Annotated in this window: 34 protein-coding genes; 28 read left to right on the forward strand and 6 right to left on the reverse strand. The window is 61.0% G+C overall.

Going from position 1 to position 21,482, the window contains the following annotated elements; translation table 11 throughout:
- Positions 1 to 5: 5 nt before the first annotated feature.
- From rplD to rplQ, 25 genes are all read left to right on the forward strand, one after another.
- Positions 6 to 626 carry a 50S ribosomal protein L4 gene (gene rplD, locus ACX93L_RS15050; RefSeq protein WP_169588646.1) on the forward strand — a complete coding sequence of 207 codons (621 nt, stop codon included), beginning with the start codon at positions 6 to 8 and terminating at the stop codon, positions 624 to 626.
- On the forward strand, positions 623 to 916 hold the full coding sequence (locus ACX93L_RS15055; protein WP_459405593.1) for a 50S ribosomal protein L23: 294 nt from the start codon (positions 623 to 625) through the stop codon (positions 914 to 916). The genes rplD and ACX93L_RS15055 overlap by 4 nt, the downstream gene beginning before the upstream one ends.
- Before the next feature lie 17 nt (positions 917 to 933).
- Positions 934 to 1,770, forward strand: a complete 837-nt coding sequence (gene rplB, locus ACX93L_RS15060) for a 50S ribosomal protein L2 (protein WP_459405594.1) — start codon at positions 934 to 936, stop codon at positions 1,768 to 1,770.
- Between the two features lie 16 nt (positions 1,771 to 1,786).
- On the forward strand, positions 1,787 to 2,065 hold the full coding sequence (gene rpsS / locus ACX93L_RS15065; RefSeq protein ID WP_028735901.1) for a 30S ribosomal protein S19: 279 nt from the start codon (positions 1,787 to 1,789) through the stop codon (positions 2,063 to 2,065).
- A gap of 2 nt (positions 2,066 to 2,067) precedes the next feature.
- Positions 2,068 to 2,457 (forward strand): 50S ribosomal protein L22, encoded by a 390-nt coding sequence (rplV, locus tag ACX93L_RS15070; RefSeq protein WP_113462302.1) that lies wholly within the window; start codon positions 2,068 to 2,070, stop codon positions 2,455 to 2,457.
- Entirely contained in the window at positions 2,457 to 3,179 is a 723-nt protein-coding gene (gene rpsC, locus ACX93L_RS15075; RefSeq protein ID WP_169588640.1) for a 30S ribosomal protein S3, read from the forward strand. Before rplV ends, rpsC begins: the two co-directional genes overlap by 1 nt.
- Before the next feature lie 37 nt (positions 3,180 to 3,216).
- Complete coding sequence (gene rplP, locus ACX93L_RS15080; protein ID WP_015915745.1) at positions 3,217 to 3,630, forward strand: 50S ribosomal protein L16; 414 nt, start codon at positions 3,217 to 3,219, stop codon at positions 3,628 to 3,630.
- 11 nt (positions 3,631 to 3,641) lie between these two features.
- Positions 3,642 to 3,842: a 50S ribosomal protein L29 gene (rpmC, locus tag ACX93L_RS15085; RefSeq protein ID WP_028735898.1), complete on the forward strand. Its 201-nt coding sequence runs from the start codon at positions 3,642 to 3,644 to the stop codon at positions 3,840 to 3,842.
- Between the two features lie 13 nt (positions 3,843 to 3,855).
- Entirely contained in the window at positions 3,856 to 4,092 is a 237-nt protein-coding gene (gene rpsQ / locus ACX93L_RS15090) for a 30S ribosomal protein S17 (protein WP_169588639.1), read from the forward strand.
- Positions 4,093 to 4,327: 235 nt separating this feature from the next.
- On the forward strand, positions 4,328 to 4,696 hold the full coding sequence (gene rplN / locus ACX93L_RS15095) for a 50S ribosomal protein L14 (RefSeq protein WP_018328276.1): 369 nt from the start codon (positions 4,328 to 4,330) through the stop codon (positions 4,694 to 4,696).
- A 15-nt stretch (positions 4,697 to 4,711) separates the two neighbouring features.
- Complete coding sequence (rplX, locus tag ACX93L_RS15100) at positions 4,712 to 5,020, forward strand: 50S ribosomal protein L24 (protein WP_169588637.1); 309 nt, start codon at positions 4,712 to 4,714, stop codon at positions 5,018 to 5,020.
- A complete protein-coding gene (gene rplE, locus ACX93L_RS15105; RefSeq protein WP_169588635.1) occupies positions 5,013 to 5,570 on the forward strand; it encodes a 50S ribosomal protein L5 in 558 nt (185 codons plus the stop codon). The genes rplX and rplE overlap by 8 nt, the downstream gene beginning before the upstream one ends.
- A 33-nt stretch (positions 5,571 to 5,603) precedes the next feature.
- Entirely contained in the window at positions 5,604 to 5,909 is a 306-nt protein-coding gene (gene rpsN / locus ACX93L_RS15110; RefSeq protein ID WP_169588633.1) for a 30S ribosomal protein S14, read from the forward strand.
- A gap of 12 nt (positions 5,910 to 5,921) precedes the next feature.
- Entirely contained in the window at positions 5,922 to 6,320 is a 399-nt protein-coding gene (gene rpsH, locus ACX93L_RS15115) for a 30S ribosomal protein S8 (RefSeq protein WP_169588631.1), read from the forward strand.
- Positions 6,321 to 6,361: 41 nt separating this feature from the next.
- A complete protein-coding gene (gene rplF, locus ACX93L_RS15120) occupies positions 6,362 to 6,895 on the forward strand; it encodes a 50S ribosomal protein L6 (RefSeq protein ID WP_169588629.1) in 534 nt (177 codons plus the stop codon).
- Positions 6,896 to 6,907: 12 nt separating this feature from the next.
- Entirely contained in the window at positions 6,908 to 7,270 is a 363-nt protein-coding gene (gene rplR / locus ACX93L_RS15125) for a 50S ribosomal protein L18 (RefSeq protein ID WP_459405595.1), read from the forward strand.
- A 139-nt stretch (positions 7,271 to 7,409) separates the two neighbouring features.
- Positions 7,410 to 7,979 carry a 30S ribosomal protein S5 gene (rpsE, locus tag ACX93L_RS15130; RefSeq protein WP_099057569.1) on the forward strand — a complete coding sequence of 190 codons (570 nt, stop codon included), beginning with the start codon at positions 7,410 to 7,412 and terminating at the stop codon, positions 7,977 to 7,979.
- A gap of 14 nt (positions 7,980 to 7,993) precedes the next feature.
- On the forward strand, positions 7,994 to 8,203 hold the full coding sequence (gene rpmD / locus ACX93L_RS15135) for a 50S ribosomal protein L30 (protein ID WP_169588625.1): 210 nt from the start codon (positions 7,994 to 7,996) through the stop codon (positions 8,201 to 8,203).
- Positions 8,204 to 8,219: 16 nt separating this feature from the next.
- Positions 8,220 to 8,699 carry a 50S ribosomal protein L15 gene (rplO, locus tag ACX93L_RS15140; protein ID WP_459405596.1) on the forward strand — a complete coding sequence of 160 codons (480 nt, stop codon included), beginning with the start codon at positions 8,220 to 8,222 and terminating at the stop codon, positions 8,697 to 8,699.
- Between the two features lie 235 nt (positions 8,700 to 8,934).
- Positions 8,935 to 10,275 (forward strand): preprotein translocase subunit SecY, encoded by a 1,341-nt coding sequence (secY, locus tag ACX93L_RS15145; protein WP_459405597.1) that lies wholly within the window; start codon positions 8,935 to 8,937, stop codon positions 10,273 to 10,275.
- Positions 10,272 to 10,922: an adenylate kinase gene (locus tag ACX93L_RS15150; RefSeq protein ID WP_459405598.1), complete on the forward strand. Its 651-nt coding sequence runs from the start codon at positions 10,272 to 10,274 to the stop codon at positions 10,920 to 10,922. Before secY ends, ACX93L_RS15150 begins: the two co-directional genes overlap by 4 nt.
- Before the next feature lie 228 nt (positions 10,923 to 11,150).
- Positions 11,151 to 11,519, forward strand: coding sequence for a 30S ribosomal protein S13 (gene rpsM, locus ACX93L_RS15155; protein WP_169588617.1), 369 nt, complete (start codon positions 11,151 to 11,153; stop codon positions 11,517 to 11,519).
- A 133-nt stretch (positions 11,520 to 11,652) separates the two neighbouring features.
- Positions 11,653 to 12,042 (forward strand): 30S ribosomal protein S11, encoded by a 390-nt coding sequence (gene rpsK / locus ACX93L_RS15160; protein ID WP_015915761.1) that lies wholly within the window; start codon positions 11,653 to 11,655, stop codon positions 12,040 to 12,042.
- A 96-nt stretch (positions 12,043 to 12,138) separates the two neighbouring features.
- Positions 12,139 to 13,149, forward strand: a complete 1,011-nt coding sequence (locus ACX93L_RS15165; RefSeq protein WP_459405599.1) for a DNA-directed RNA polymerase subunit alpha — start codon at positions 12,139 to 12,141, stop codon at positions 13,147 to 13,149.
- A 116-nt stretch (positions 13,150 to 13,265) separates the two neighbouring features.
- Entirely contained in the window at positions 13,266 to 13,691 is a 426-nt protein-coding gene (gene rplQ, locus ACX93L_RS15170; RefSeq protein ID WP_459405600.1) for a 50S ribosomal protein L17, read from the forward strand.
- A gap of 70 nt (positions 13,692 to 13,761) precedes the next feature.
- On the opposite strand, the gene ACX93L_RS15175 is transcribed toward rplQ, so the two are convergent.
- The gene (locus ACX93L_RS15175) at positions 13,762 to 14,160 is read right to left on the reverse strand and encodes a ribosomal maturation YjgA family protein (protein WP_459405601.1); all 399 of its coding nucleotides are present in this window, start codon (positions 14,158 to 14,160) and stop codon (positions 13,762 to 13,764) included.
- 60 nt (positions 14,161 to 14,220) lie between these two features.
- Here ACX93L_RS15175 and ACX93L_RS15180 point away from each other — a divergent pair, with 60 nt between their 5' ends.
- Entirely contained in the window at positions 14,221 to 15,093 is an 873-nt protein-coding gene (locus ACX93L_RS15180) for a DUF817 domain-containing protein (protein ID WP_459405602.1), read from the forward strand.
- A 25-nt stretch (positions 15,094 to 15,118) separates the two neighbouring features.
- Here ACX93L_RS15180 and ACX93L_RS15185 read toward each other — a convergent pair whose 3' ends face one another.
- The 3 genes from ACX93L_RS15185 to ACX93L_RS15195 form a co-directional block, all read right to left on the reverse strand.
- Positions 15,119 to 16,339: an RNA polymerase sigma factor gene (locus ACX93L_RS15185; protein WP_459405603.1), complete on the reverse strand. Its 1,221-nt coding sequence runs from the start codon at positions 16,337 to 16,339 to the stop codon at positions 15,119 to 15,121.
- A 94-nt stretch (positions 16,340 to 16,433) separates the two neighbouring features.
- Positions 16,434 to 16,856, reverse strand: a complete 423-nt coding sequence (locus ACX93L_RS15190; RefSeq protein ID WP_459405604.1) for a VOC family protein — start codon at positions 16,854 to 16,856, stop codon at positions 16,434 to 16,436.
- 16 nt (positions 16,857 to 16,872) lie between these two features.
- Positions 16,873 to 17,310 carry a YciI family protein gene (locus ACX93L_RS15195; protein WP_459405605.1) on the reverse strand — a complete coding sequence of 146 codons (438 nt, stop codon included), beginning with the start codon at positions 17,308 to 17,310 and terminating at the stop codon, positions 16,873 to 16,875.
- A gap of 248 nt (positions 17,311 to 17,558) precedes the next feature.
- Between ACX93L_RS15195 and lhpI the strand changes: the two genes are divergently transcribed.
- Both lhpI and ACX93L_RS15205 read left to right on the forward strand, forming a co-directional pair.
- Positions 17,559 to 19,313: a cis-3-hydroxy-L-proline dehydratase gene (gene lhpI, locus ACX93L_RS15200; RefSeq protein WP_459405606.1), complete on the forward strand. Its 1,755-nt coding sequence runs from the start codon at positions 17,559 to 17,561 to the stop codon at positions 19,311 to 19,313.
- 39 nt (positions 19,314 to 19,352) lie between these two features.
- On the forward strand, positions 19,353 to 19,784 hold the full coding sequence (locus ACX93L_RS15205; protein WP_459405607.1) for a hypothetical protein: 432 nt from the start codon (positions 19,353 to 19,355) through the stop codon (positions 19,782 to 19,784).
- Positions 19,785 to 19,824: 40 nt separating this feature from the next.
- Here the strand turns inward: ACX93L_RS15205 and msrQ are convergent, their stop codons facing one another.
- Together msrQ and msrP are read right to left on the reverse strand one after the other, a co-directional pair.
- Positions 19,825 to 20,481 (reverse strand): protein-methionine-sulfoxide reductase heme-binding subunit MsrQ, encoded by a 657-nt coding sequence (msrQ, locus tag ACX93L_RS15210; protein ID WP_459405608.1) that lies wholly within the window; start codon positions 20,479 to 20,481, stop codon positions 19,825 to 19,827.
- Position 20,482: 1 nt separating this feature from the next.
- Entirely contained in the window at positions 20,483 to 21,430 is a 948-nt protein-coding gene (gene msrP, locus ACX93L_RS15215) for a protein-methionine-sulfoxide reductase catalytic subunit MsrP (RefSeq protein ID WP_459405609.1), read from the reverse strand.
- Positions 21,431 to 21,482: the final 52 nt, after the last annotated feature.

The raw sequence follows: 21,482 nt of genomic DNA on the forward strand, positions 1-21,482 counted from the left end.
AGCACATGGAATTGAACGTCAAGACCCTCGAGGGCAAAGACGCCGGCAAGGTATCCCTGTCGGACGCGATCTTCGGTCTCGATCCGCGCGAGGACATCCTCGCCCGTATGATCCGCTACCAGCTGGCAAACAAGCGCCAGGGCACCCACAAGTCCAAGACCCGTGCGGAAGTTTCCCGTACCGGTGCGAAGATGTACAAGCAGAAGGGTACGGGTCGCGCTCGTCACCATTCGGCTCGCGCTCCGCAGTTCCGCGGCGGTGGTAAGGCTCATGGCCCGGTTGTTCGCAGCCACGCCCATGACCTGCCGAAGAAGGTCCGTGCTCTCGCTCTGCGTCACGCCCTTTCGGCCAAGCTGAAGTCGGAAGACCTGATCATCGTCGATCAGCTGGTTGCGGCTGAAGCAAAGACCAAGGCACTCGTCGGCAGCTTCGCCTCGCTGGGCCTCACCAACGCTCTGGTCATCGGCGGCGCCGAGATCGACAGCAACTTCAAGCTCGCAGCCGCAAACATCCCGAACATCGATGTTCTGCCGGTTCAGGGCATCAACGTTTACGACATTCTGCGTCGCGGCAAGCTCGTGCTTTCCAAGGCTGCGGTTGAAGCTCTGGAGGAGCGGTTCAAATGACTGATCTTCGTCACTACGACGTGATCGTATCTCCTTCGATCACGGAAAAGTCGACCCTGGTATCCGAGCAGAACCAGGTTGTCTTCAACGTCGCCAAGGGTGCAAGCAAGCCGGAAATCAAGGCTGCTGTCGAGGCCCTCTTCGGCGTCAAGGTCGCCGCCGTCAATACGCTCGTCCGCAAGGGCAAGACCAAGCGTTTCCGCGGTTTCATCGGCAAGCAGAAAGACGTCAAGAAGGCTGTCGTGACGCTCGCCGAAGGTCAGTCCATCGACGTGTCGACGGGCGTCTGAGGTAGGGAATAAGAACAATGGCATTGAAAAGCTATAATCCGACGACCCCGAGCCAGCGTCAGCTGGTCATCGTCGACCGTTCGGGCCTGTGGAAGGGCAAGCCGGTCAAGGCGCTGACGGAAGGTCTGTCCAAGAGCGGCGGCCGTAACAACCTCGGTCGCATCACCGCCCGCTTCATCGGCGGTGGTCACAAGCGTACCTACCGTCTCGTCGACTTCAAGCGTCGCAAGTTCGAAGTTGAAGGCACTGTCGAGCGCCTGGAATATGACCCGAACCGCACCGCGTTCATCGCGCTGGTGAGCTATGCCGACGGCGAGCAGGCCTATATCCTGGCGCCGCAGCGTCTCGCGGCCGGTGACAAGGTCATCGCCTCCGAGAAGGCTGTCGACGTAAAGCCCGGCAACACCATGCCGCTGCAGTACATCCCGGTCGGCTCGATCATCCACAACGTCGAGATGAAGCCGGGCAAGGGCGGTCAGATCGCTCGCTCCGCCGGCACCTACGTTCAGCTCGTCGGCCGCGATGCCGGCATGGCGATCCTGCGCCTGAACTCCGGCGAACAGCGTCTCGTTCCGGGCTCCTGCCTGGCAACCATCGGCGCCGTATCCAACCCGGACCACGGCAACATCAACGACGGCAAGGCCGGTCGTACCCGCTGGCGTGGCAAGACCCCGCATAACCGCGGTGTCGTCATGAACCCGGTCGACCACCCGCACGGCGGTGGTGAAGGCCGCACGTCCGGTGGTCGTCACCCGGTTTCCCCGTGGGGTAAGCCGACCAAGGGCAAGCGGACCCGCTCGAACAAGTCGACCGACAAGTTCATCATGCGCTCCCGCCACCTGAAGAAGAAGTAAGAGAGGTTAGTCAGAAATGGCTCGTTCAGTATGGAAAGGCCCGTTTGTTGACGGCTATCTTCTCAAGAAGGCTGAGAAGGTTCGCGAAGGCGGTCGTAGCGAAGTGATCAAGATCTGGAGCCGTCGCTCCACGATCCTGCCGCAGTTCGTAGGTCTCACCTTCGGCGTCTACAATGGCAGCAAGCATGTTCCGGTCAGCGTCAACGAAGACATGGTCGGTCACAAGTTCGGTGAATTCTCTCCGACCCGGACCTATTACGGTCACGGTGCGGACAAGAAGGCGAAGAGGAAGTAACAATGGGCAAGGCAAAAGCCGAACGTCGGCTGAAGGACAACGAGGCGCAAGCTGTTGCGCGCACGATCCGCGTCAGCCCGCAGAAGCTCAACCTGGTTGCCGCGCTGATCCGCGGCAAGAAGGTCGAGCGCGCGCTCGCCGACTTGGAATTTTCGCGCAAGCGTATCGCCGGCACGGTTCGCAAGACCCTGGAATCGGCGATCGCAAACGCCGAGAACAACCATGATCTCGACGTCGACCAGCTGATCGTGGCGGAAGCCTATGTCGGCAAGTCGATCACCATGAAGCGTTTCCACGCTCGTGGCCGCGGCCGCGCATCGCGCATCGAAAAGCCGTTCTCGCACCTCACCATCGTCGTGCGCGAAGTCGAAGCCAAAGGGGAGGCCGCATAATGGGTCAGAAAATCAATCCGATCGGTTTCCGCCTGGGCATCAACCGCACCTGGGACAGCCGTTGGTTCGCCGACAACGCCGAATATGGCAAGCTGCTCCATGAGGATCTCAAGATCCGCGCTTACCTGATGGAAGAACTGAAGCAGGCCGGTATCGCCAAGGTGGTCATCGAGCGTCCGCACAAGAAGTGCCGCGTCACGATCCACTCGGCTCGTCCGGGCTTGATCATCGGCAAGAAGGGCGCAGACATCGAGAAGCTTCGCAAGAAGCTCTCGGAGATGACCAACTCCGAGACGCACCTCAACATCGTTGAAGTGCGCAAGCCGGAAGTCGACGCAACGCTCGTTGCTCAGTCGATTGCCCAGCAGCTCGAGCGTCGTATTGCTTTCCGTCGCGCCATGAAGCGCGCCGTACAGTCGGCCATGCGTCTCGGTGCCGAAGGCATCAAGATCACCTGCGCCGGCCGTCTTGGCGGAGCGGAAATCGCACGTACCGAATGGTACCGCGAAGGCCGCGTGCCGCTTCACACCCTGCGTGCAGACATCGACTACGGTACGGCTGAAGCCGAGACCGCATACGGCATCTGCGGCGTGAAGGTCTGGATCTTCAAGGGCGAAATCCTTGAGCACGATCCGATGGCCTCTGAACGCCGCGCGCTGGAAGGCGATGCGCAGGGTCCGGCAAGCCGTGAACGTGGCGACCGTCGCCGCGAGAACGCTTGATTAGCGCTGGCGAAAGATAAGTTCGGAGAATAAGAAAATGTTGCAGCCAAAGCGTACTAAGTACCGCAAGCAGTTCAAGGGCCGCATCAAGGGCGTTGCCAAGGGCGGTTTCGACCTGGCATTTGGCGAGTTCGGTCTCAAGGCTCTTGAGCCGAACCGCGTCAACGCCCGCGAGATTGAAGCTGCTCGTCGTGCGATCACCCGCTACATGAAGCGCGCCGGCCGTGTATGGATCCGGGTTTTCCCCGATGTTCCGGTCACTGCCAAGCCGACCGAAGTGCGTATGGGTAAGGGCAAGGGCTCGGTTGAATACTGGGCCTGCAAGGTAAAGCCCGGCCGTATGATGTTCGAGATCGATGGTGTATCCGAGGAAATCGCGCGCGAAGCGCTCCGCCTCGGTTCTGCCAAGCTCTCGGTCAAGACGCGCTTCGTTCAGCGCATTGCAGAGTAAGGATCAAGCCCATGAAAGCCGCAGACGTTCGCGCCATGAGCGCCGATCAGTTGAATGACGAGCTTGCCAAGCTGAAGAAGGAGCAGTTCAACCTGCGCTTCCAGAAGGCGACTGGCCAGCTTGAAAAGTCTTCGCGTATCCAGGAAGTCCGTCGTGACATCGCACGCGTGAAAACCATTGCCCGCCAGAAGGCGGCAGAAGCCAAGGCCTAAGGACCAGAAAAATATGCCTAAACGCATTCTGCAGGGCGTCGTTGTCAGCGACAAGAACGAAAAGACCGTCGTGGTTCGCGTCGAGCGTCGATTCGCGCACCCGCTGCTTCAGAAGACCGTTCGCCGGTCCAAGAAGTACAAGGCTCACGACGAGAACAACCAGTACAAGGTAGGTGACGTAGTTTCCATCGAGGAATGCGCACCGATCTCGAAGGACAAGCGCTGGACGGTTATCGCCGCCCACGCTTAATTTACAGAGTTTTGCGCCTGGCCCTTGCGTCAGGCGCAGAAATCTGTATGAAGCACACCATTGGCGCAGGAACGCTCCGGCAACGGGCGTTCTTTTGCTTTGAGCGCACGGAAGGTCCTTAACAAGGAAACCACCCTGGCAAGATCCTACCCGCGCGACATTCGAAATTTTCATAAGCCGGAATAGGGGGCGTTCGCGCCCAACCGTTCGGGTTACAACAAGAAGGCGACCTGACATGATTCAGATGCAGACTAACCTCGACGTGGCGGATAATTCCGGCGCACGTCGTGTCATGTGCATCAAGGTGCTGGGCGGCTCCAAGCGCAAGTACGCTTCGGTCGGCGACATTATCGTCGTCTCGATCAAGGAAGCTATCCCGCGCGGCCGCGTGAAGAAGGGTGACGTGATGAAGGCGGTTGTCGTGCGTACCGCCAAGGACATCCGTCGTCCGGACGGCAGCGTCATCCGCTTCGATAACAACGCAGCTGTTCTTATCGACAACAAGAAAGAGCCGATCGGCACCCGTATCTTCGGACCGGTTCCGCGCGAACTTCGCGCCAAGAACCACATGAAGATCATCTCGCTGGCTCCGGAAGTACTGTAAGAGGAGCGACAAGCGATGCAAAAGATTCGTAAAGGCGACAAGGTCGTCGTACTCGCTGGCAAGGACAAGGGTCGCTCGGGCGAAGTCCTCCAGGTTCTGCCGAAGGAAGACCGCGCCGTTGTTCGCGGTATCAACGTCGTGAAGCGCCACCAGCGCCAGACGCAGACGCAGGAAGCCGGCATCATCAACAAGGAAGCATCCGTGCACCTGTCGAACCTTGCCGTCATGGACAAGGACGGCAAGCCGACCCGCGTCGGTTTCTCCGTCGTCGACGGCAAGAAGGTACGTGTGGCCAAGCGTTCGGGAGATGTGATCGATGGCTGAGGCAAAGTATGAGCCGCGGCTCAAGACCGAGTATGTGAACCGGATCCGCAAGGCCCTCCAGGAGCAGTTCAACTTCTCCAACGAGATGCAGATCCCGAAGCTCGAAAAGATCGTCATCAACATGGGCGTCGGCGAAGCTACCGCTGATTCGAAGAAGCCCACCGTTGCTGCTGCCGACCTCGCAGCGATCGCCGGCCAGAAGCCGGTCATCACGCGCGCTCGCAATTCGATCGCAGGCTTCAAGGTTCGTGAAGGCATGCCGATCGGCGCGAAGGTGACCCTGCGCGGCGCCCGTATGTACGAATTCCTGGACCGCCTGATCAACATCGCGCTTCCGCGCGTTCGCGACTTCCGCGGCCTGAACCCGAAGTCCTTCGATGGCCGTGGCAACTTCGCCATGGGCATCAAGGAACACATTGTGTTCCCTGAGATCAACTACGACAAGGTTGATCAGATGTGGGGCATGGACATCATCGTTTGCACGACGGCAAACTCGGACGACGAAGCTCGGGCTCTTTTGAAAGAGTTCAACTTCCCGTTCCGTCAGTAACCGTAACGACGAGCGTAGAAGAGGAACTTCGATATGGCGAAAACAAGCGCAGTCGAGAAGAACAAGCGCCGCCGCAAGACCGTCGCCAACCAGGCCACCAAGCGTGCTGCCCTCAAGGCGATTATCATGAACCAGGCGCTTCCGATCGAAGACCGGTTCAAGGCAACCCTGAAGCTGGCAGACCTGCCGCGTGATGGCTCCAAGACCCGTATTCGCAACCGTTGCGAAGTCACCGGTCGCCCGCGTGCATTCTACCGCAAGCTCAAGATGTCGCGTATCGCGCTTCGCGAGCTGGGCAACCTCGGCAAGGTGCCGGGTATTGTCAAGTCGAGCTGGTAAGGAGACGGGCAAATGACGATGACTGATCCGTTGGGCGATATGCTCACCCGTATCCGCAATGGCGCCGCACGCCGCAAGAACTCGGTTTCCACGCCGGCTTCCAAGCTTCGTGCACGCGTTCTCGATGTCCTTCAGGCTGAAGGCTACATCCGCGGTTACTCCGAAGTCCAGTATGATAACGGCAAGGCCGAACTGCAGATCGAACTGAAGTACTACGAAGGTGCTTCGGTCATCCGCGAAATCGGCCGCGTCTCCAAGCCGGGCCGCCGAGTTTATGTATCGGTGAAGTCCATTCCGCAGGTCGCGAACGGCCTCGGCATCACCATCCTTTCGACTCCGAAGGGTGTGATGGCCGATCACCAGGCTCGCGAACAGAACGTAGGCGGCGAGGTTCTCTGCTCGGTCTTCTAAGACTGAGCAGTGATCTCCTAGCGAACAGACAGGATTGAAACATGTCTCGTATCGGTAAAAAGCCCGTTCAGGTTCCTGCAGGGATCACGGCCACCGTTGACGGCCAGAAGGTGACTGCAAAGGGCCCCAAGGGCGAACTTTTCTTCGTCGCGAATGACGAAATTTCCGTGAAGCTGGAAGACAACGCTGTTGTTGTTCTGCCGGTCAACGACTCCAAGGATGCTCGTTCGAAGTGGGGCATGTCCCGCACGATGATCGAAAACATCTTCAAGGGCGTCAAGGACGGTTACGAGCGCAAGCTCGAGATCAACGGCGTCGGTTACCGCGCGTCGCTGCAGGGCAAGAACCTGCAGCTGGCACTCGGCTTCAGCCACGACGTTGTCTACGAACCGCCGGTCGGTATCACGATCGTCGTTCCGAAGCCGACGGAAATCATCGTCTCCGGCATCAACAAGCAGCAGGTCGGTCAGGTCGCTGCTGAGATCCGCGAATATCGCGGCCCCGAGCCCTACAAGGGCAAGGGTGTCAAGTATGCCGAAGAGCGGATTGTCCGCAAAGAAGGCAAGAAGAAGTAAGGAACGCGCGAAATGGCAAGCAGAAAAGAAGCACTTGTTCGTCGTGCCAATCGCGTACGGCGTCAGATCAAGGCGGTGGCCAATGGCCGTCCGCGTCTGTCGGTACATCGCACGTCGAAGAACATCTACGCTCAGATCATCGACGACGTCGCTGGCAAGACCGTTGCAGCCGCCTCGACTCTCGAGGCGGACCTCAAGGGCGCTCTGAAGACCGGCGCCGACGTTGCAGCAGCTGCTGCTGTCGGCAAGCTCGTGGCCGAGCGTGCCGCCAAGGCTGGCGTCAAGGAAGTCGTCTTCGACCGTGGCGCCTTCATCTATCACGGCCGTATCAAGGCCCTGGCAGAAGCAGCCCGCGAAGGTGGTCTGAACTTCTAATAAATTCCGCCCGGACCTTGCGGTCCGGGCGGATTTCCGGCATTAGCCGGTCCCCGGATTCCGCCACCGCCCGGAAAGGGCAGGGCGGAGTTTTTCGTAATCTGCCGATTGCACCCGGAAAAGAAAAAGGAAAAGGACAATGGCACAGGAAAAGCGTGGTTCGCGCGAAGACCGCCAGAACCGTGAAGAGCGCGACAGCGAATTTGTCGACAAGCTGGTCGCGATCAATCGCGTCGCCAAGGTGGTGAAGGGTGGCCGTCGTTTCGGCTTTGCAGCCCTCGTCGTCGTCGGCGACCAGAAGGGCCGGGTCGGTTTCGGCCACGGCAAGGCACGTGAAGTGCCGGAAGCGATCCGCAAGGCAACCGAAGCTGCCAAGCGCGAACTGATTTTCGTACCGCTGCGTGACGGCCGTACGCTGCACCACGACGTCAACGGTCGCCACGGCGCCGGCAAGGTTCTGCTGCGCTCGGCCAAGGCCGGTACCGGCATCATCGCAGGCGGCCCGATGCGCGCCGTCTTCGAAACGCTCGGCATGCACGACGTTGTCGCCAAGTCGACCGGCTCTTCGAACCCGTACAACATGGTTCGCGCCACGTTCGACGCCCTGAAGCACCAGGTTCACCCGAAGGACATCGCAGCTCAGCGCGGCATCAAGTATGCTACGCTTCAGGCTCGCCGTGCCGCTTCCGGCAATGCCTCGGAAGAATAAGAGGAGTCTGACCCATGGCTAAGGCTACGAAGAAGACTGAAGCAAAGACGATCACGGTCGAGCAGATCGGTTCGCCCATTCGCCGTCCGGAAGTGCAGCGCAAGACGCTCATCGGTCTGGGCCTCAACAAGATGCACCGGGTCCGCACCCTGGAGGACACTCCTTCGGTTCGCGGCATGATCCGTGCTGTCCAGCATCTCGTTCGCGTCGTCGACGAGAAGTGAGACGGGGGAAATCATCATGAAACTGAATGAAATCAAGGACAACGAAGGCGCCTCCAAGGACCGTATCCGCGTTGGTCGCGGTATCGGCTCTGGCAAGGGCAAGACCGGTGGCCGCGGCGTCAAGGGTCAGAAGGCTCGTTCGGGCGTTGCGATCAACGGCTTCGAAGGCGGCCAGATGCCGATCTATCGTCGTCTGCCGAAGCGCGGCTTCAACAACATCTTCGCTTCCGAATACGTGACCGTTTCGCTCGGCCGTATCCAGACCGCGATCGATGCCAAGAAGCTCGACCCGAAGGCAACGATCGATGCTGCTGCCCTCAAGGCTGCCGGCGTCATCCGTCGCGCCAAGGACGGCGTCCGCGTTCTCTCCGGCGGCGAACTGACAGCCAAGGTGACCATCGAGGTTGCTGGCGCGTCTAAGACCGCCGTCGAGAAGATCGAAAAGGCCGGCGCCTCGATCAAGCTGCTCGCCGCCGCTGCTGAAGCTGCCGAATAAGTCTTCAATCGGATCGCCCGGGGTGTTTACTCCGGGCGATCTTGCTCCCATATGTGAGCCTCACGATCCTAGGACGGAGTGACGTCGTTTCGTCTTCCGGGAGATTCTGGAAAACAAGGGTGAGGCATGCGGTTGCAGCGCAATCTCCTCCACGCCCGGTTTTCTTAAAAACATTGGACGATAGCCTCCGGTTTCGGCGTTCCGCGCCGCCGGATTTGGTTTTGCGGAGAATTTCATGGCTTCTGCAGCGGAACAATTGGCCTCGAACCTCAACTTCTCGACTTTCGCCAAGGCGGAAGATCTGAAGAAGCGACTGTGGTTCACGCTGGCCGCCTTGCTTGTCTATCGCTTGGGCACTCACATTCCGCTGCCCGGCCTCAACCCCGAAGCCTATGCGGCGGCCTTCCAGGGCCAGGCCGGCGGCATTCTGGGCCTCTTCAACATGTTCTCCGGCGGTGCTGTCGAGCGCATGGCGATCTTCGCCCTCGGCATCATGCCCTACATCTCTGCATCGATCATCGTGCAGCTGATGACCTCGGTCGTGCCGGCGCTCGAAAACCTGAAGAAGGAAGGCGAGCAGGGCCGCAAGATCATCAACCAGTACACCCGCTACGGCACCGTGCTTCTCGGCACGCTGCAGGCCTACGGCATTGCCGTCGGCCTCGAGAGCGGGCAGGGGATGGTCGCCGATCCTGGCGTCTTCTTCCGCATCTCGACGGTCGTCACGCTGCTCGGCGGTACCATGTTCCTGATGTGGCTTGGTGAGCAGATCACCTCGCGTGGCATCGGCAACGGCATTTCGCTCATCATCTTCGCCGGTATTGCCGCCGGGCTTCCGACCGCTCTTGCGCACACCCTCGACCTCGGTCGAACCGGCGCCCTGTCGACCGTACTGATTCTGACGGTCATCGTCGTCGCCATTGGCGTGATCGCGCTGATCGTCTTCGTCGAGCGCGCCCAGCGCCGTCTGCTGATCCAGTATCCGAAGCGTCAGGTCGGCAACCGCATGTTCCAGGGCGACACCTCGCACCTGCCGCTGAAGCTCAACACCTCCGGCGTCATCCCGGCGATCTTCGCATCGTCGCTGCTGCTGCTGCCGGCAACGGCTGCAGGCTTTGCCGGCACCTCGACGCTGCCTTCCTGGGCGACGACGATCGTGTCGACGCTCGGCCACGGCCAGCCGCTCTACATGGTGCTCTACGCGGCCCTGATCGCCTTCTTTGCCTTCTTCTACACGGCCATTGTCTTCAATCCGAAGGATACGGCCGACAATCTGAAGAAGCATGGCGGCTTCATTCCGGGCATCCGCCCCGGTGAGCGCACGGCGGAATACATCGATTACGTGCTGACCCGCATCACCGTGATCGGTGCGATCTATCTCGTCTTCGTCTGTATCCTCCCTGAGATCCTGGTTGCCGAGACCGGCGTACCATTATCCCTTGGTGGTACTTCTCTTTTGATTGTTGTCAGCGTTACCCTCGATACTGTAGCACAGATCCAAGGTCACCTGATTGCCCAGCAATATGAGGGGCTGATCAAGAAGTCCAAGTTGCGTGGAGGAAAGAGGGGACGATGAGACTTATCCTTTTGGGTCCGCCGGGAGCGGGTAAGGGGACGCAGGCCCAGAGAATTGTCGAGAAGCATGGCATTCCGCAATTGTCGACTGGTGACATGCTGCGCGCCGCCGTCAGCGCGGGGACCGATGTGGGCAAGCGCGCCAAGGCGGTGATGGATGCCGGTAACCTGGTGTCCGACGACATCGTCAATGCCATCGTTTCCGAGCGCATCGACCAGCCCGACTGTGCGAATGGCTTTATCCTCGACGGATATCCGCGCACGCTTGTCCAGGCCGATTCGGTCGAGGCTATGCTGGGCGGCAAGGGGATGAAGCTCGATGTGGTGATCGAGCTCCAGGTCAATGATTCGGTCCTCGTCGATCGCGTCTCCGGTCGTTATACCTGCGCCAAGTGCGGCTCGGGCTACCACGACCGACTGCAGAAGCCCAAGGTTGAGGGCGTCTGCGACAAGTGCGGCTCGACGGAGTTCAAGCGTCGCCCGGACGACAACGCCGAGACGATGACCACGCGTCTCCAGGATTACTACAAGAAGACGTCGCCGCTGATCGGCTACTACTATGCCAAGGGCAAGTTGAAGTCGGTGGACGGTATGGCCGAGATCGATGCGGTCACGGCGGAAATAGAAGGGATCCTCGCCAAGCTCTGACTTGGCGGGTCCGCAAGAATCTTCGTGGGACCGGTTGCTTTCGGCAGCTGATTCCGCTAAATAGCGCGCCAACTCGCGACATTGAAGCGATCGGCGCGTTCTTCCAGCTTGGAAGACCGGGTTCGATCGTTTTGACTTGTTGAGAACCCGATTTGTAATTGCGGCCCATTCGGGCCGTGTAACGAGACACCACTTGCCGGATGGCAACTGGAAGCAAGGAGAATAGGCGTGGCACGTATCGCTGGCGTCAACATCCCGACGGCAAAGCGCGTTGTTATCGCGCTGACCTACATTCACGGGATCGGCCCGAAGTTCGCACGGGAAATCATGGAGAAGGTCGGTCTTCCGGCCGAGAAGCGCGTTCACCAGTTGACCGACGCTGAAGTCCTGGCAATCCGCGAAACCATCGACCGCGATTACCAGGTCGAAGGTGACCTGCGTCGCGAAACCTCGATGAACATCAAGCGTCTGATGGATCTTGGCTGCTACCGTGGCCTGCGCCACCGTCGTGGTCTGCCGGTTCGCGGCCAGCGCACCCACACCAACGCCCGCACCCGCAAGGGTCCGGCGAAGGCGATCGCTGGTAAGAAGAAGTAATTTCCGGTTTTTCCGGAATGGGAGGCTGGCGCGTCAGTGCCGGCCTTCTTTGAGTTTGGTAAGGGGCTGTTCCGGCCCTTTCCGGTGTAGCCGCTGGAACTACGGCGGTGTTTAGATCAACGAAAGGGAAATCATGGCCAAGGAAGCCACCCGCGTACGCCGTCGCGAACGCAAAAACATCTCGTCGGGCGTTGCCCACGTCAACTCGACGTTCAACAACACCATGATCACCATCACCGACGCACAGGGCAACGCGATTGCCTGGTCGTCCGCTGGTGCCAAGGGCTTCAAGGGCTCGCGTAAGTCGACCCCGTTTGCCGCCCAGATCGCTGCTGAAGACTGCGCCAAGAAGGCTCAGGAACACGGCATGAAGTCGCTCGAAGTCGAAGTCTGCGGTCCGGGTTCCGGCCGTGAATCGGCTCTGCGCGCTCTGCAGGCTGCGGGCTTCATGATCACCTCGATCCGCGATGTGACCCCGATCCCGCACAATGGTTGCCGCCCGCGCAAGAAGCGTCGCGTCTGATCATCTTTCATCCCGTCGACGAGCGCCTTGTGCGCTCCTCTCGATGTTAGCTCGGTCGTCACGATTGGATGGTGACGACGAACGGAAGGTAAAATCATGATTCAGAAGAACTGGCAGGAACTGATCAAGCCGAACAAGGTGGAGTTCACCTCGTCCGGCCGCACGAAGGCCACCCTCGTCGCAGAACCGCTGGAACGCGGTTTCGGCCTGACGCTCGGTAACGCGCTGCGCCGCGTTCTGTTGTCGTCGCTGCGCGGCGCTGCCGTGACCGCCGTCCAGATCGACGGCGTGCTGCATGAGTTCTCGTCGATCCCGGGCGTCCGGGAAGACGTGACCGACATCGTGCTCAACATCAAGGAAATCGCCATCAAGATGGATGGCGACGACGCAAAGCGCATGGTCGTGCGCAAGCAGGGTCCGGGCGTTGTGACCGCCGGTGACATCCAGACGGTTGGCGATATCGAAATCCTCAACCCGAACCATGTGATCTGCACGCTCGACGAGGGCGCCGAGATCCGCATGGAGTTCACCGTCAACAACGGCAAGGGCTATGTTCCGGCCGAGCGCAATCGTGCGGAAGATGCTCCGATCGGCCTCATCCCGGTCGACAGCCTCTACTCGCCCGTCAAGAAGGTGTCCTACAAGGTGGAAAACACCCGCGAAGGACAGGTTCTCGACTACGACAAGCTGACCATGACGATCGAGACCGACGGTTCGGTAACCGGTGAAGACGCTGTCGCCTTCGCTGCCCGTATCCTTCAGGATCAGCTCGGCGTTTTCGTCAACTTCGACGAGCCGCAGAAGGAAGTCGAAGAGGAAGCCGTTACCGAACTCGCGTTCAACCCGGCGCTCCTCAAGAAGGTCGACGAGCTCGAGCTCTCGGTTCGTTCGGCGAACTGCCTGAAGAACGACAACATCGTCTATATCGGCGACCTCATTCAGAAGACCGAAGCAGAAATGCTCCGTACTCCGAACTTTGGCCGCAAGTCGCTGAACGAAATCAAGGAAGTTCTCGCTTCCATGGGCCTGCACCTCGGCATGGAAGTGCCGGCATGGCCGCCCGAGAACATCGAAGATCTCGCCAAGCGCTACGAAGACCAGTACTAACCAATAAAAAAGGCAGGTTGATCTCTGCCTTTTCCAGTCAAACTGCAGGCGAATGCCTGTATGTGTCAGGAAACGGCAGCCTCTGAGAGAGAGCCTGCACTTAAAGGAGAATAGCAATGCGCCACCAGAAAGCCGGCCGCAAGCTGAACCGTACCGCCAGCCACCGCAAGGCGATGTTCGCCAACATGGCTGCTTCGCTCATCACCCATGAGCAGATCGTCACCACGCTCCCGAAGGCGAAGGAAATCCGCCCGATCGTCGAGAAGCTGGTTACTCTCGGCAAGCGCGGCGACCTGCACGCTCGTCGTCAGGCCATCTCGCAGATCCAGGACCAGGACGCCGTCCGCAAGCTGTTCGATGCCATCGCCACCCGCTACGCTTCGCGTAACGGCGGCTACCTGCGCATCATGAAGGCCGGCTTCCGCCAGGGCGACAACGCTGCAATGGCCGTCATCGAATTCGTCGAGCGCGACGTCGATGCCAAGGGCGCAGCCGACAAGGCTCGCGTTGCTGCCGAAGCAGAAGCTGCCGAAGCCGCCTGAGTTTTTTCCCGCGAGGGAAAGACTTGACGAAAAGCCGGGTGGGCGACCACCCGGCTTTTTCGCGTCGTGGCTATTGGCGGCGGACACCGGCGATTGCTGCGGCGACCGCGATCCCGGCGATGTAGGCGACGATGTTCCAGACGGAAAAGATGCGGCCGAGCAGCAGGGCTCCGGCGAGCGTCAGGCGGAAGGCATCCAGCCAGGGTGTGTGGTAGAGCCTGAACAGCTCGACGGCCATCGCAATGATAAGCGAAACCAGGATCCGCAAGCGCGGTTGGGCGGGCAAGGCCGCCGTCACGAGCAGATACACCATGGCCCCCCAGAGCAGCGATCCGCCATATTTCACGACGGCGTAGGGGAGGCCCGCTTCATAACCGGTGAGGCGCAACGTCGTGCCGGCGGCGATGACCAGCGCGGCGGCGGCCAGCGGTTTCAGGCGGTTTGACGATCTTGCCTTCAATTTGTCCATAGGCTGCTTCTAGCTTGAGTGGATGGACAGGCAAGTGCAGACGAGGGATCTATCAGCCAGATGACGACTTTTCCCATGCGGAGCCTGCCGCGGCTCGAAGATCTCGATCGTATTCTGATGGATCCGCCGCCGGCCCCGGAACTCTCCGTTTTCCGACGCTTCATCGCGGAGTTCTTGCTTTTTGGCATCAAGGAGGCGCGCGCGTGCCTTTTCGCCGGCCTGTTTTTCGTGTCGATCTTCGTCACCCCACGGGACGGGCTGTTCGGCATTCCGCGCTACGATCTCCTGTTGGTCATCGCCCTTGCCATTCAGATCTGGATGGTCTGGGCAAAGCTGGAAACACTGGACGAACTCAAGGCGATCTGTCTGTTCCATGTTGTCGGCTTCGCGCTGGAGGTGTTCAAGACTTCCGGCGCCATCCAGTCCTGGTCATATCCGGATTTCGCCTACACGAAGGTGCTCGGCGTGCCGCTCTTCTCGGGTTTCATGTACGCGGCCGTCGGCAGCTATATCATCCAGGCCTGGCGTCTCCTGCATGTCCGGATTCGCCATCATCCTCCTTACTGGATGGCGGCCTTGGTCGCCCTCGCGATCTACCTGAATTTCTTCACCCATCATTTCATCGGCGACTATCGCTGGTACATCGCCGCCCTTGCGATCGGCCTTTATGCGCGCGCTACCGTCATCTACCGGCCTTTCGATCGCGACAGGAAGATGCCGATGATCCTGTCCTTCATCCTGATCGGCTTCTTCATCTGGCTGGCGGAGAACATCTCCACCTTTTTCGCGGTGTGGCACTACCCCAATCAGCTCGGGGCCTGGTCGACCGTGCATCTCGGCAAATGGAGCTCGTGGACGCTCCTGGTGATTATGACCTTCACCATCGTCGCCTCGTTGAAGCATATCCGTGAGAAGATCCACATTCCGCAATAACAAGCCCGCCTGCGCCCGCCCAAGGTCATAACGCCACGCACTGTTCGGCGCGACGCATCAGGAAGGCCCGCTCCCCGGCATTGCCGGATAGCGCTGCCGCCCGCTCATAGCTTGCTTTCGCCTCGGCCTGCCGCCCGGCCCTGAACAGGAAGTCGGCGCGTGCCGCGGCCAACGGCGCATAGCCCGCGAGTGCAGGTTCTTGTTCCAGATCTGCGACCAAGGCGAGCCCCTTCTCCGGGCCGAAGGCCATTGCATGTGCGACTGCGCGATTGAGCGCAACAACGGGCGAGGGCGTGACATCAAGCAGCCTGTCATAGAGCCCGGCGATGCGGTGCCAGTCGGTATCCTCGTAGCGCATTGCCCGGGCGTGGCATGCCGCGAGCGCCGCCTGAAGGGCGTAGCTGCCTTCGGCGCCGTTGAGGCGTTCCACGCGGTCCAGTCCGTCCAGCCCGCGGCGGATCAGTAAATGGTCCCAGCGCGCCCGGTTCTGCTCGGCAAGGGTCAACGGCACGCCGTCGGCACCGACCCGTGCCGGAAGGCGCGAGGCCTGGATTTCCATGAGCGCAAGCAATGCCTGAACTTCCGGCTCGTCCGGCTGAAGCCCAGTCAGGATCCGCCCCAGTCTCAACGCCTCCGCGCAGAGTTGCGGGCGGATCAGGTCCGTGCCTGCGCTGGCGGCATAGCCCTCGTTGAAGATCAGATAGATCACCTCAAGAACGGGGGCGAGGCGGGCAGGCAGTTCGTCGGCCTGAGGCACCGCATAGGGGAGCCCGGCCGATCCGAGCGCCTTCTTGGCCCTGACGATGCGCTGGGCGATCGTCGTTTGGCTCGACAGGAAGGCCCGCGCGATCTCCTGCGTCGTCAGCCCGCCGATCAGCTTGAGTGTCAGCGCCACGCGCTGGTCGAGCGAAAGCAGGGGATGGCAGGCAGTGAAGATCAGACTCAGGCGCTCGTCACCGATGTCGTCGTCCATGGCCGCCTCGATTTCGGTAGCCGGGTCGTGGTGATCCGTCCCGAATTCGGTGACGATTTCCGTATTCTTGCGGGCGATCATCCGCTGGCGCCGGAAGCCGTCGATCGCGCGACGGCGCGCGGCTGCCATCAGCCAGGCTGCGGGCTTGTCCGGTATGCCGCGCTTCGGCCACTCGGCAAGGGCTGCGACAAGGGCATCCTGCGCCAGTTCCTCGGCCAATCCGACGTCACGAACCAGTTTCGCTAGAGCGGCGATCAGCCGAGCGCGTTCCATCCGGAAGACGGTTTCCGTTGTTTTGTAGGTTTCGGCTTGCTGCATGGGCCGGGATTATGGACACCGGCCCATGCCAGTCAATCCGGATCGCGCGTTATGCGGGCGGCGCGTCGCCGCCGGCTGCGGCCGGATCCATCCAGAAGATCTCCCAGACATGGCCGTCCGGATCCTCCACCGAGCGGCTGAACATGAAGCCGTGATCCTGAGGCGGGTTCGGATCGGCGCGCCCACCGCTCGAGACAGTCGCTTCCAGAACGCGGTCGACCTCGGCCCGCTCCGCAACCGTCAGGGCCAGCAGCGTCTGGCTCGTCGCCCGGGCATCCGCGATCGGCCGGCTGGTGAAGGTGCGGTAGAAGTCGTGGGTCAGAATCATCACGCCGATCGTGTCGGAGAGCATCATGCAGGCGGCGTTCTCGTTGGAGAACTGAGGGTTTCGGGTCGCCCCGAGCGCCTCGTAGAACCGGGGCGAGGCGCCAAGGTCGGTGACCGGCAGGTTGATGAAGATCATCTTGCTCATGATGTGCCTTGCTCCCTCAGCTCTTCTCTGTCTGCTGCCTGGCCAGCGTGTCGGCATTGCGGTGATGCAGATCGATCGTCTCCTGCGTCAGCGTCTCCGCGAAGTCCTCGATCGTGTAGAACTGGCGGATTTCGATCTCGCTCGGACCCGGCATCGGGTTCGGGCAGCGTTTCACCCATTCCACAGCCTCGTCCATGTCACGTACCTCCCAGACCCAGTATCCGGCCACGAGTTCACGCGTTTCCGCGAAGGGTCCGTCGATGACCCGGCGGCTGTCGCCGTCGAAGGCGATCCGTTTGCCGAACTTGGTGGGCTTTAACCCGTCGCCGGACAGAAGGATCCCGGCCTGGACCAGCTCCTCGTTGAACTTGCCCATCGCTTCGCCGAGCTCGTTGGAGGGCAGGATGCCGGCTTCGCTGTCTTCCGTCGCCTTCACCATCACCATGACACGCATTGCTTTTCTCCTTGGTTTCCGATCCGCGCTCCCTGGCGCATGATCCTATGACGAACGGCCGTGACCGGATTCGACATGCCTTCAAAGTTTTTCTTCAGGAAACTGTTCCCCCCGGCGCATGACATCCGATGCCGACGGTTGAGACAAGGGGCTCTGCTTGATTTGCTCCGCCGGCATGGTAGTCGAGTTAAATGCCTTGAGCTCGGTATCGGAAGGTTGAGGCCGGAATTCTGGAGGATGAGAAGCGTATGTCTGCCGAAATCGAACGGGCGCCGTTTGCCTCCACCGCACGCATGCTGATCGAGGGCGTGGCCGAGGGACCTCTCCTCTGGTCCGACACCGCCCTCAGTTTCTGGGGCGGCGTCGATCCGGACACCGGCATTGTCATCGACCAGGCACATCCGCTGCACGGCAAGTGTCTGAAGGGGGCGATCCTTGCCATTCCCGGCGGCCGCGGCTCCTGCACCGGCAGCGCCGTGCTGATGCAGCTCATCCTTGCCGGCACGGCGCCGGCCGGCATGGTCTTCTGTCAGAACGAGGAAATCCTCACCCTTGGGGTCATTGTTGCCGAGGAGATGTACGACCGTTCCCTGCCGATCGCGGTGATCACGCCTGCGGCATTCGCCGACCTTGAGGGAGTGGCGCGTCTTTACATCGGAAACGGTCTGGTCCATGAACCCGGCGCCACGTCGCCTGCCGTCCCGGTGCTGCCGGCGAAGCCGTCGTCCTCGGTTGCCTTGACCGCGTCCGATCTCGCGCTCCTGTCGGAGGATGCCCCGAAGGCAACCCGCACGGCCATGCGGATCGTCCGCCGCATGGCGGACCTGCTGGGTGCGGAAAAACTGATCGACGTCACCCAGGTCCATGTCGACGGCTGCATCTACACCGGTCCGGCGAGCCTCGATTTCGCCGAAAAACTCGCTGACTGGGGCGGCAGGGTCGTCGTTCCGACATCGCTCAATGCGATCTCCGTCGATCAGGCCCGCTGGCGCGAGCAGGGCACCGATCCGGTTCTCTCCACCGCGGCCGGGGCACTCGCCGACGCCTATGTGCGAATGGGTGCCCGGCCGACCTTCACCTGTGCGCCCTACCAGCTCGACAGCGCACCCGCCGCGGGCGAGGATGTCGCCTGGGCCGAGTCCAATGCCGTCGTCTATGCCAACAGCGTGCTAGGCGCCCGCACGATGAAATATCCGGATTTTCTCGATATCTGTATCGCGTTGACCGGCCGTGCGCCCCATGCGGGCTGCCATCTGATGGAAAACCGCAGGGCCCGCGTGGTCGTCGACGTGGAGAAGATGGATGGCCGCGACGACAGCTTCTGGCCGCTGCTCGGCTACCGTATCGGTACGCTTGCGCCCAACGCCATCCCGGCGATCACCGGCTTGGAGGATGCCCGCCCGTCCGCCGACGACTTGAAGGCCTTCGGCGCGGCCTTCGCCACCACGTCCGCAGCGCCGATGTTCCACATTGTTGGTGTGACGCCCGAAGCGGCGTCGCTGGCACAGGCAACCGGAGGCGCGGATCTGCCGACTGTCGGAGTCACACGGCATGACCTCGCCGACGACTGGCATCACTTCAATCCGACGACGGGCGAGCCAATCGATCTCGTCGCGTTCGGAAATCCGCATTTCTCCTTCGACGAATGCAAGGCACTCGCCGATCTTCTTGCCGGGCGGACAAAGAACCCGGACGTGACCGTGACGATTACCGTCAGCCGCGCCACCCACGCCCGGGTGATCGAGGCGGGCATTGCCGGGGACCTCGAATCCTTCGGGGCGACCTTCGTTTGCGACGCCTGCTGGTGCACGGTCATGCAGCCTATCGTCCCGCCGAACGCCCGGACCATCCTGACCAATTCCGGAAAATACGCCCATTACGGCCCCGGACTGAGTGGAAAGCAGGTCCGCTTCGCCGGCCTCGCCGATTGCGCTGGGGCCGCCGTGACGGGCAAGGCGCCGGTTGGCTTGCCACTATGGTTGACCAGCGAGCTCGATACATAAGCGGCGTTCACCGTTCAGGGGGCTTAGGGAAGTGCTCAGATGATATGGAACGTCATTGCTGTCCTGACCATGTACTCCGCTGCGCTCAATACACTGTTGGCCGGCCTATCCGGCACATGTACCGGCGGCGCGGCGCATGAGCTTTGGGGTGTAGTGCTGTCAATTGTGCTCTATCTGATTTCCCTTGTCTCACTGTTCCTAAGCAGGAATTTCCGCTTGGCATTTCTGCTCTGCGGGCCCGCATTGCCTGTACTGCTTTGGCAGACGTTTTTTGCCGTCAAATTGTCGTTCAGTATCTTCGCGTTTGGCGCTACGGCGTGCGATGTTCGCATGGGTCCCCCCAGCTGGCCCGCCAGCGGCGATGAACTGTCCTTTGCAATTCTTTGGCCCTTCATGGCTTTCGGACTGATCGCCGGCCTGGTCATGGTGACCGTGGGGCGAGGACGAATACGCGGGAAGGGCAGATCATGACGGCTCTCCGGCAGCGAACGAAACACAGATGGGGAATGTGTCACCTCACGTGCCGTACCGTCACCCCGCCGCCATCTGTCCTTCGCCGTCCGCGCTTCCATTCCGTCACCTTCGGTCGCACCAGGCGGTAGGCGAGAAGCACGGTCACGACGGCGATGTAGAAGGCGGGTTCGGCCGTCACAGCCTTGAGCGACAGGGCATAGTGAAGGACGGCGGCGGCGGCGATCACATAGACCAGCTTGTGCAACCGGTTCCAGTTCTGTCCGAGTCGCCGGATCGACCACCGGTTGGACGTCGCTGCGAGCGGGATCAGCATCAGCAGTCCGGCCATGCCCAGCATGATATAGGGCCGCTTGGCGATGTCGCCGAGGATCGATGAGAAGATCAACCCGCGATCCAGCGTCAGGTAGACGGTGAAGTGGGCGAGCACATAATAGAAGGCCAGGAGGCCGAGTGCTCGTCGGTAGCTAATTAGGTTAATGCCTAACAAGTCGCGAAGCGGCGTGACGGCGAGCCCGAGACAAAGGAAGCGCAAGGCCCAGAGGCCGAGCAGGTGCTCGAATGCCCGGACCGGATCGGCTCCAAGACCTCCGAAAATGCCGAGATAAAAAGCGTACAGACCCGGCAGCAGTCCAACCGCATAGAGCGTCCAGACGGATGCTGGCTTGAGACGCGCGGGCAGGGCAAGACCGGCCATCTCAGAACGACTTCGCCAGGTCCATGCCGGTATAGAGGCTCGCGACCTCGTCGGCATAACCGTTGAACGGAAGTGTTGCGATGCGCGCGCCGCCGAACAGCCCCTCGGCCTCGCCGATACGCCGTTCGCTCGCCTGGCTCCATCGCGGATGGTCCACTGCCGGGTTCACATTGGCGTAGAACCCGTATTCGCTCGGGGCCGCGATGTTCCACGAGCAGGGCGGTTCCTTCTCGGTGAGCGTGATCCGCACGATCGACTTGATGCCCTTGAAGCCATATTTCCACGGTACGACGAGGCGAAGCGGCGCGCCGTTCTGATTGGGAAGCGTCTCCCCATAGAGTCCGGTCGCGAGGATCGTCAGCGGATGACGCGCCTCGTCGAGCCGAAGCCCGTCCACATAGGGCCAGGGCAGAGGCTGGAAGAGCCCGCTCTGGCCCGGCATTTCCTCTGGCCGCACCACCGTTTCGAAGGCAACATATTTGGCGCTGCCGAGCGGTTCGACGCGGTCGAGAAGGGCCGACAACGGGAAGCCGATCCACGGGATCACCATCGACCAGGCTTCGACGCAACGCATCCGGTAGACGCGCTCTTCCATGGCGAAGTCCTTGAGGATCGTTTCGATGTCGATGATCTGCGGCTTCGCGACCAGTCCCCCGACCTCGATGGACCAGGGCCGAGTCGTGAAGGAACCGGAATTGGCGACCGGGTCGGACTTGCCGGTGCCGAATTCGTAGAAGTTGTTGTAGGTGGTCGCGTCTTCCTTGGTCGTCTGTTTTTCCGTCAGCACGTAGCGGCTGGGTGATGCGGAAAGCGCGGCAGCAAACGCTTTCGGCGCCGCCGCGAAGGCCAGTCCGCTCGCCGCTGCGCCGATCAGACTCCGTCGGTTGATGTAGAGCGACTGCGGGGTGACTTCGCTCGAGGCGATGCGGGGCGGACGATAGCGGGACATGGCGATGCTCTTTCGCTGTGGTTCAGGTCTCTGACCCTATTACGTAAGGGAA

It is taken from the genome of Rhizobium sp. CAU 1783 (genome assembly GCF_054551725.1).

Excerpts from the sequence above, each read along its gene's own strand:
- rplD (WP_169588646.1), top strand. The coding sequence starts at position 6 with ATGGAATTGAACGTCAAGACCCTCGAGGGCAAAGACGCCGGCAAGGTA.
- ACX93L_RS15055 (WP_459405593.1), top strand. The coding sequence starts at position 623 with ATGACTGATCTTCGTCACTACGACGTGATCGTATCTCCTTCGATCACG.
- rplB (WP_459405594.1), top strand. The coding sequence starts at position 934 with ATGGCATTGAAAAGCTATAATCCGACGACCCCGAGCCAGCGTCAGCTG.
- rpsS (WP_028735901.1), top strand. The coding sequence starts at position 1,787 with ATGGCTCGTTCAGTATGGAAAGGCCCGTTTGTTGACGGCTATCTTCTC.
- rplV (WP_113462302.1), top strand. The coding sequence starts at position 2,068 with ATGGGCAAGGCAAAAGCCGAACGTCGGCTGAAGGACAACGAGGCGCAA.
- rpsC (WP_169588640.1), top strand. The coding sequence starts at position 2,457 with ATGGGTCAGAAAATCAATCCGATCGGTTTCCGCCTGGGCATCAACCGC.
- rplP (WP_015915745.1), top strand. The coding sequence starts at position 3,217 with ATGTTGCAGCCAAAGCGTACTAAGTACCGCAAGCAGTTCAAGGGCCGC.
- rpmC (WP_028735898.1), top strand. The coding sequence starts at position 3,642 with ATGAAAGCCGCAGACGTTCGCGCCATGAGCGCCGATCAGTTGAATGAC.
- rpsQ (WP_169588639.1), top strand. The coding sequence starts at position 3,856 with ATGCCTAAACGCATTCTGCAGGGCGTCGTTGTCAGCGACAAGAACGAA.
- rplN (WP_018328276.1), top strand. The coding sequence starts at position 4,328 with ATGATTCAGATGCAGACTAACCTCGACGTGGCGGATAATTCCGGCGCA.
- rplX (WP_169588637.1), top strand. The coding sequence starts at position 4,712 with ATGCAAAAGATTCGTAAAGGCGACAAGGTCGTCGTACTCGCTGGCAAG.
- rplE (WP_169588635.1), top strand. The coding sequence starts at position 5,013 with ATGGCTGAGGCAAAGTATGAGCCGCGGCTCAAGACCGAGTATGTGAAC.
- rpsN (WP_169588633.1), top strand. The coding sequence starts at position 5,604 with ATGGCGAAAACAAGCGCAGTCGAGAAGAACAAGCGCCGCCGCAAGACC.
- rpsH (WP_169588631.1), top strand. The coding sequence starts at position 5,922 with ATGACGATGACTGATCCGTTGGGCGATATGCTCACCCGTATCCGCAAT.
- rplF (WP_169588629.1), top strand. The coding sequence starts at position 6,362 with ATGTCTCGTATCGGTAAAAAGCCCGTTCAGGTTCCTGCAGGGATCACG.
- rplR (WP_459405595.1), top strand. The coding sequence starts at position 6,908 with ATGGCAAGCAGAAAAGAAGCACTTGTTCGTCGTGCCAATCGCGTACGG.
- rpsE (WP_099057569.1), top strand. The coding sequence starts at position 7,410 with ATGGCACAGGAAAAGCGTGGTTCGCGCGAAGACCGCCAGAACCGTGAA.
- rpmD (WP_169588625.1), top strand. The coding sequence starts at position 7,994 with ATGGCTAAGGCTACGAAGAAGACTGAAGCAAAGACGATCACGGTCGAG.
- rplO (WP_459405596.1), top strand. The coding sequence starts at position 8,220 with ATGAAACTGAATGAAATCAAGGACAACGAAGGCGCCTCCAAGGACCGT.
- secY (WP_459405597.1), top strand. The coding sequence starts at position 8,935 with ATGGCTTCTGCAGCGGAACAATTGGCCTCGAACCTCAACTTCTCGACT.
- ACX93L_RS15150 (WP_459405598.1), top strand. The coding sequence starts at position 10,272 with ATGAGACTTATCCTTTTGGGTCCGCCGGGAGCGGGTAAGGGGACGCAG.
- rpsK (WP_015915761.1), top strand. The coding sequence starts at position 11,653 with ATGGCCAAGGAAGCCACCCGCGTACGCCGTCGCGAACGCAAAAACATC.
- ACX93L_RS15165 (WP_459405599.1), top strand. The coding sequence starts at position 12,139 with ATGATTCAGAAGAACTGGCAGGAACTGATCAAGCCGAACAAGGTGGAG.
- rplQ (WP_459405600.1), top strand. The coding sequence starts at position 13,266 with ATGCGCCACCAGAAAGCCGGCCGCAAGCTGAACCGTACCGCCAGCCAC.
- ACX93L_RS15175 (WP_459405601.1), bottom strand. The coding sequence starts at position 14,160 with ATGGACAAATTGAAGGCAAGATCGTCAAACCGCCTGAAACCGCTGGCC.
- ACX93L_RS15180 (WP_459405602.1), top strand. The coding sequence starts at position 14,221 with ATGACGACTTTTCCCATGCGGAGCCTGCCGCGGCTCGAAGATCTCGAT.
- ACX93L_RS15185 (WP_459405603.1), bottom strand. The coding sequence starts at position 16,339 with ATGGAACGCGCTCGGCTGATCGCCGCTCTAGCGAAACTGGTTCGTGAC.
- ACX93L_RS15190 (WP_459405604.1), bottom strand. The coding sequence starts at position 16,856 with ATGAGCAAGATGATCTTCATCAACCTGCCGGTCACCGACCTTGGCGCC.
- ACX93L_RS15195 (WP_459405605.1), bottom strand. The coding sequence starts at position 17,310 with ATGCGTGTCATGGTGATGGTGAAGGCGACGGAAGACAGCGAAGCCGGC.
- lhpI (WP_459405606.1), top strand. The coding sequence starts at position 17,559 with ATGTCTGCCGAAATCGAACGGGCGCCGTTTGCCTCCACCGCACGCATG.
- ACX93L_RS15205 (WP_459405607.1), top strand. The coding sequence starts at position 19,353 with ATGATATGGAACGTCATTGCTGTCCTGACCATGTACTCCGCTGCGCTC.
- msrQ (WP_459405608.1), bottom strand. The coding sequence starts at position 20,481 with ATGGCCGGTCTTGCCCTGCCCGCGCGTCTCAAGCCAGCATCCGTCTGG.
- msrP (WP_459405609.1), bottom strand. The coding sequence starts at position 21,430 with ATGTCCCGCTATCGTCCGCCCCGCATCGCCTCGAGCGAAGTCACCCCG.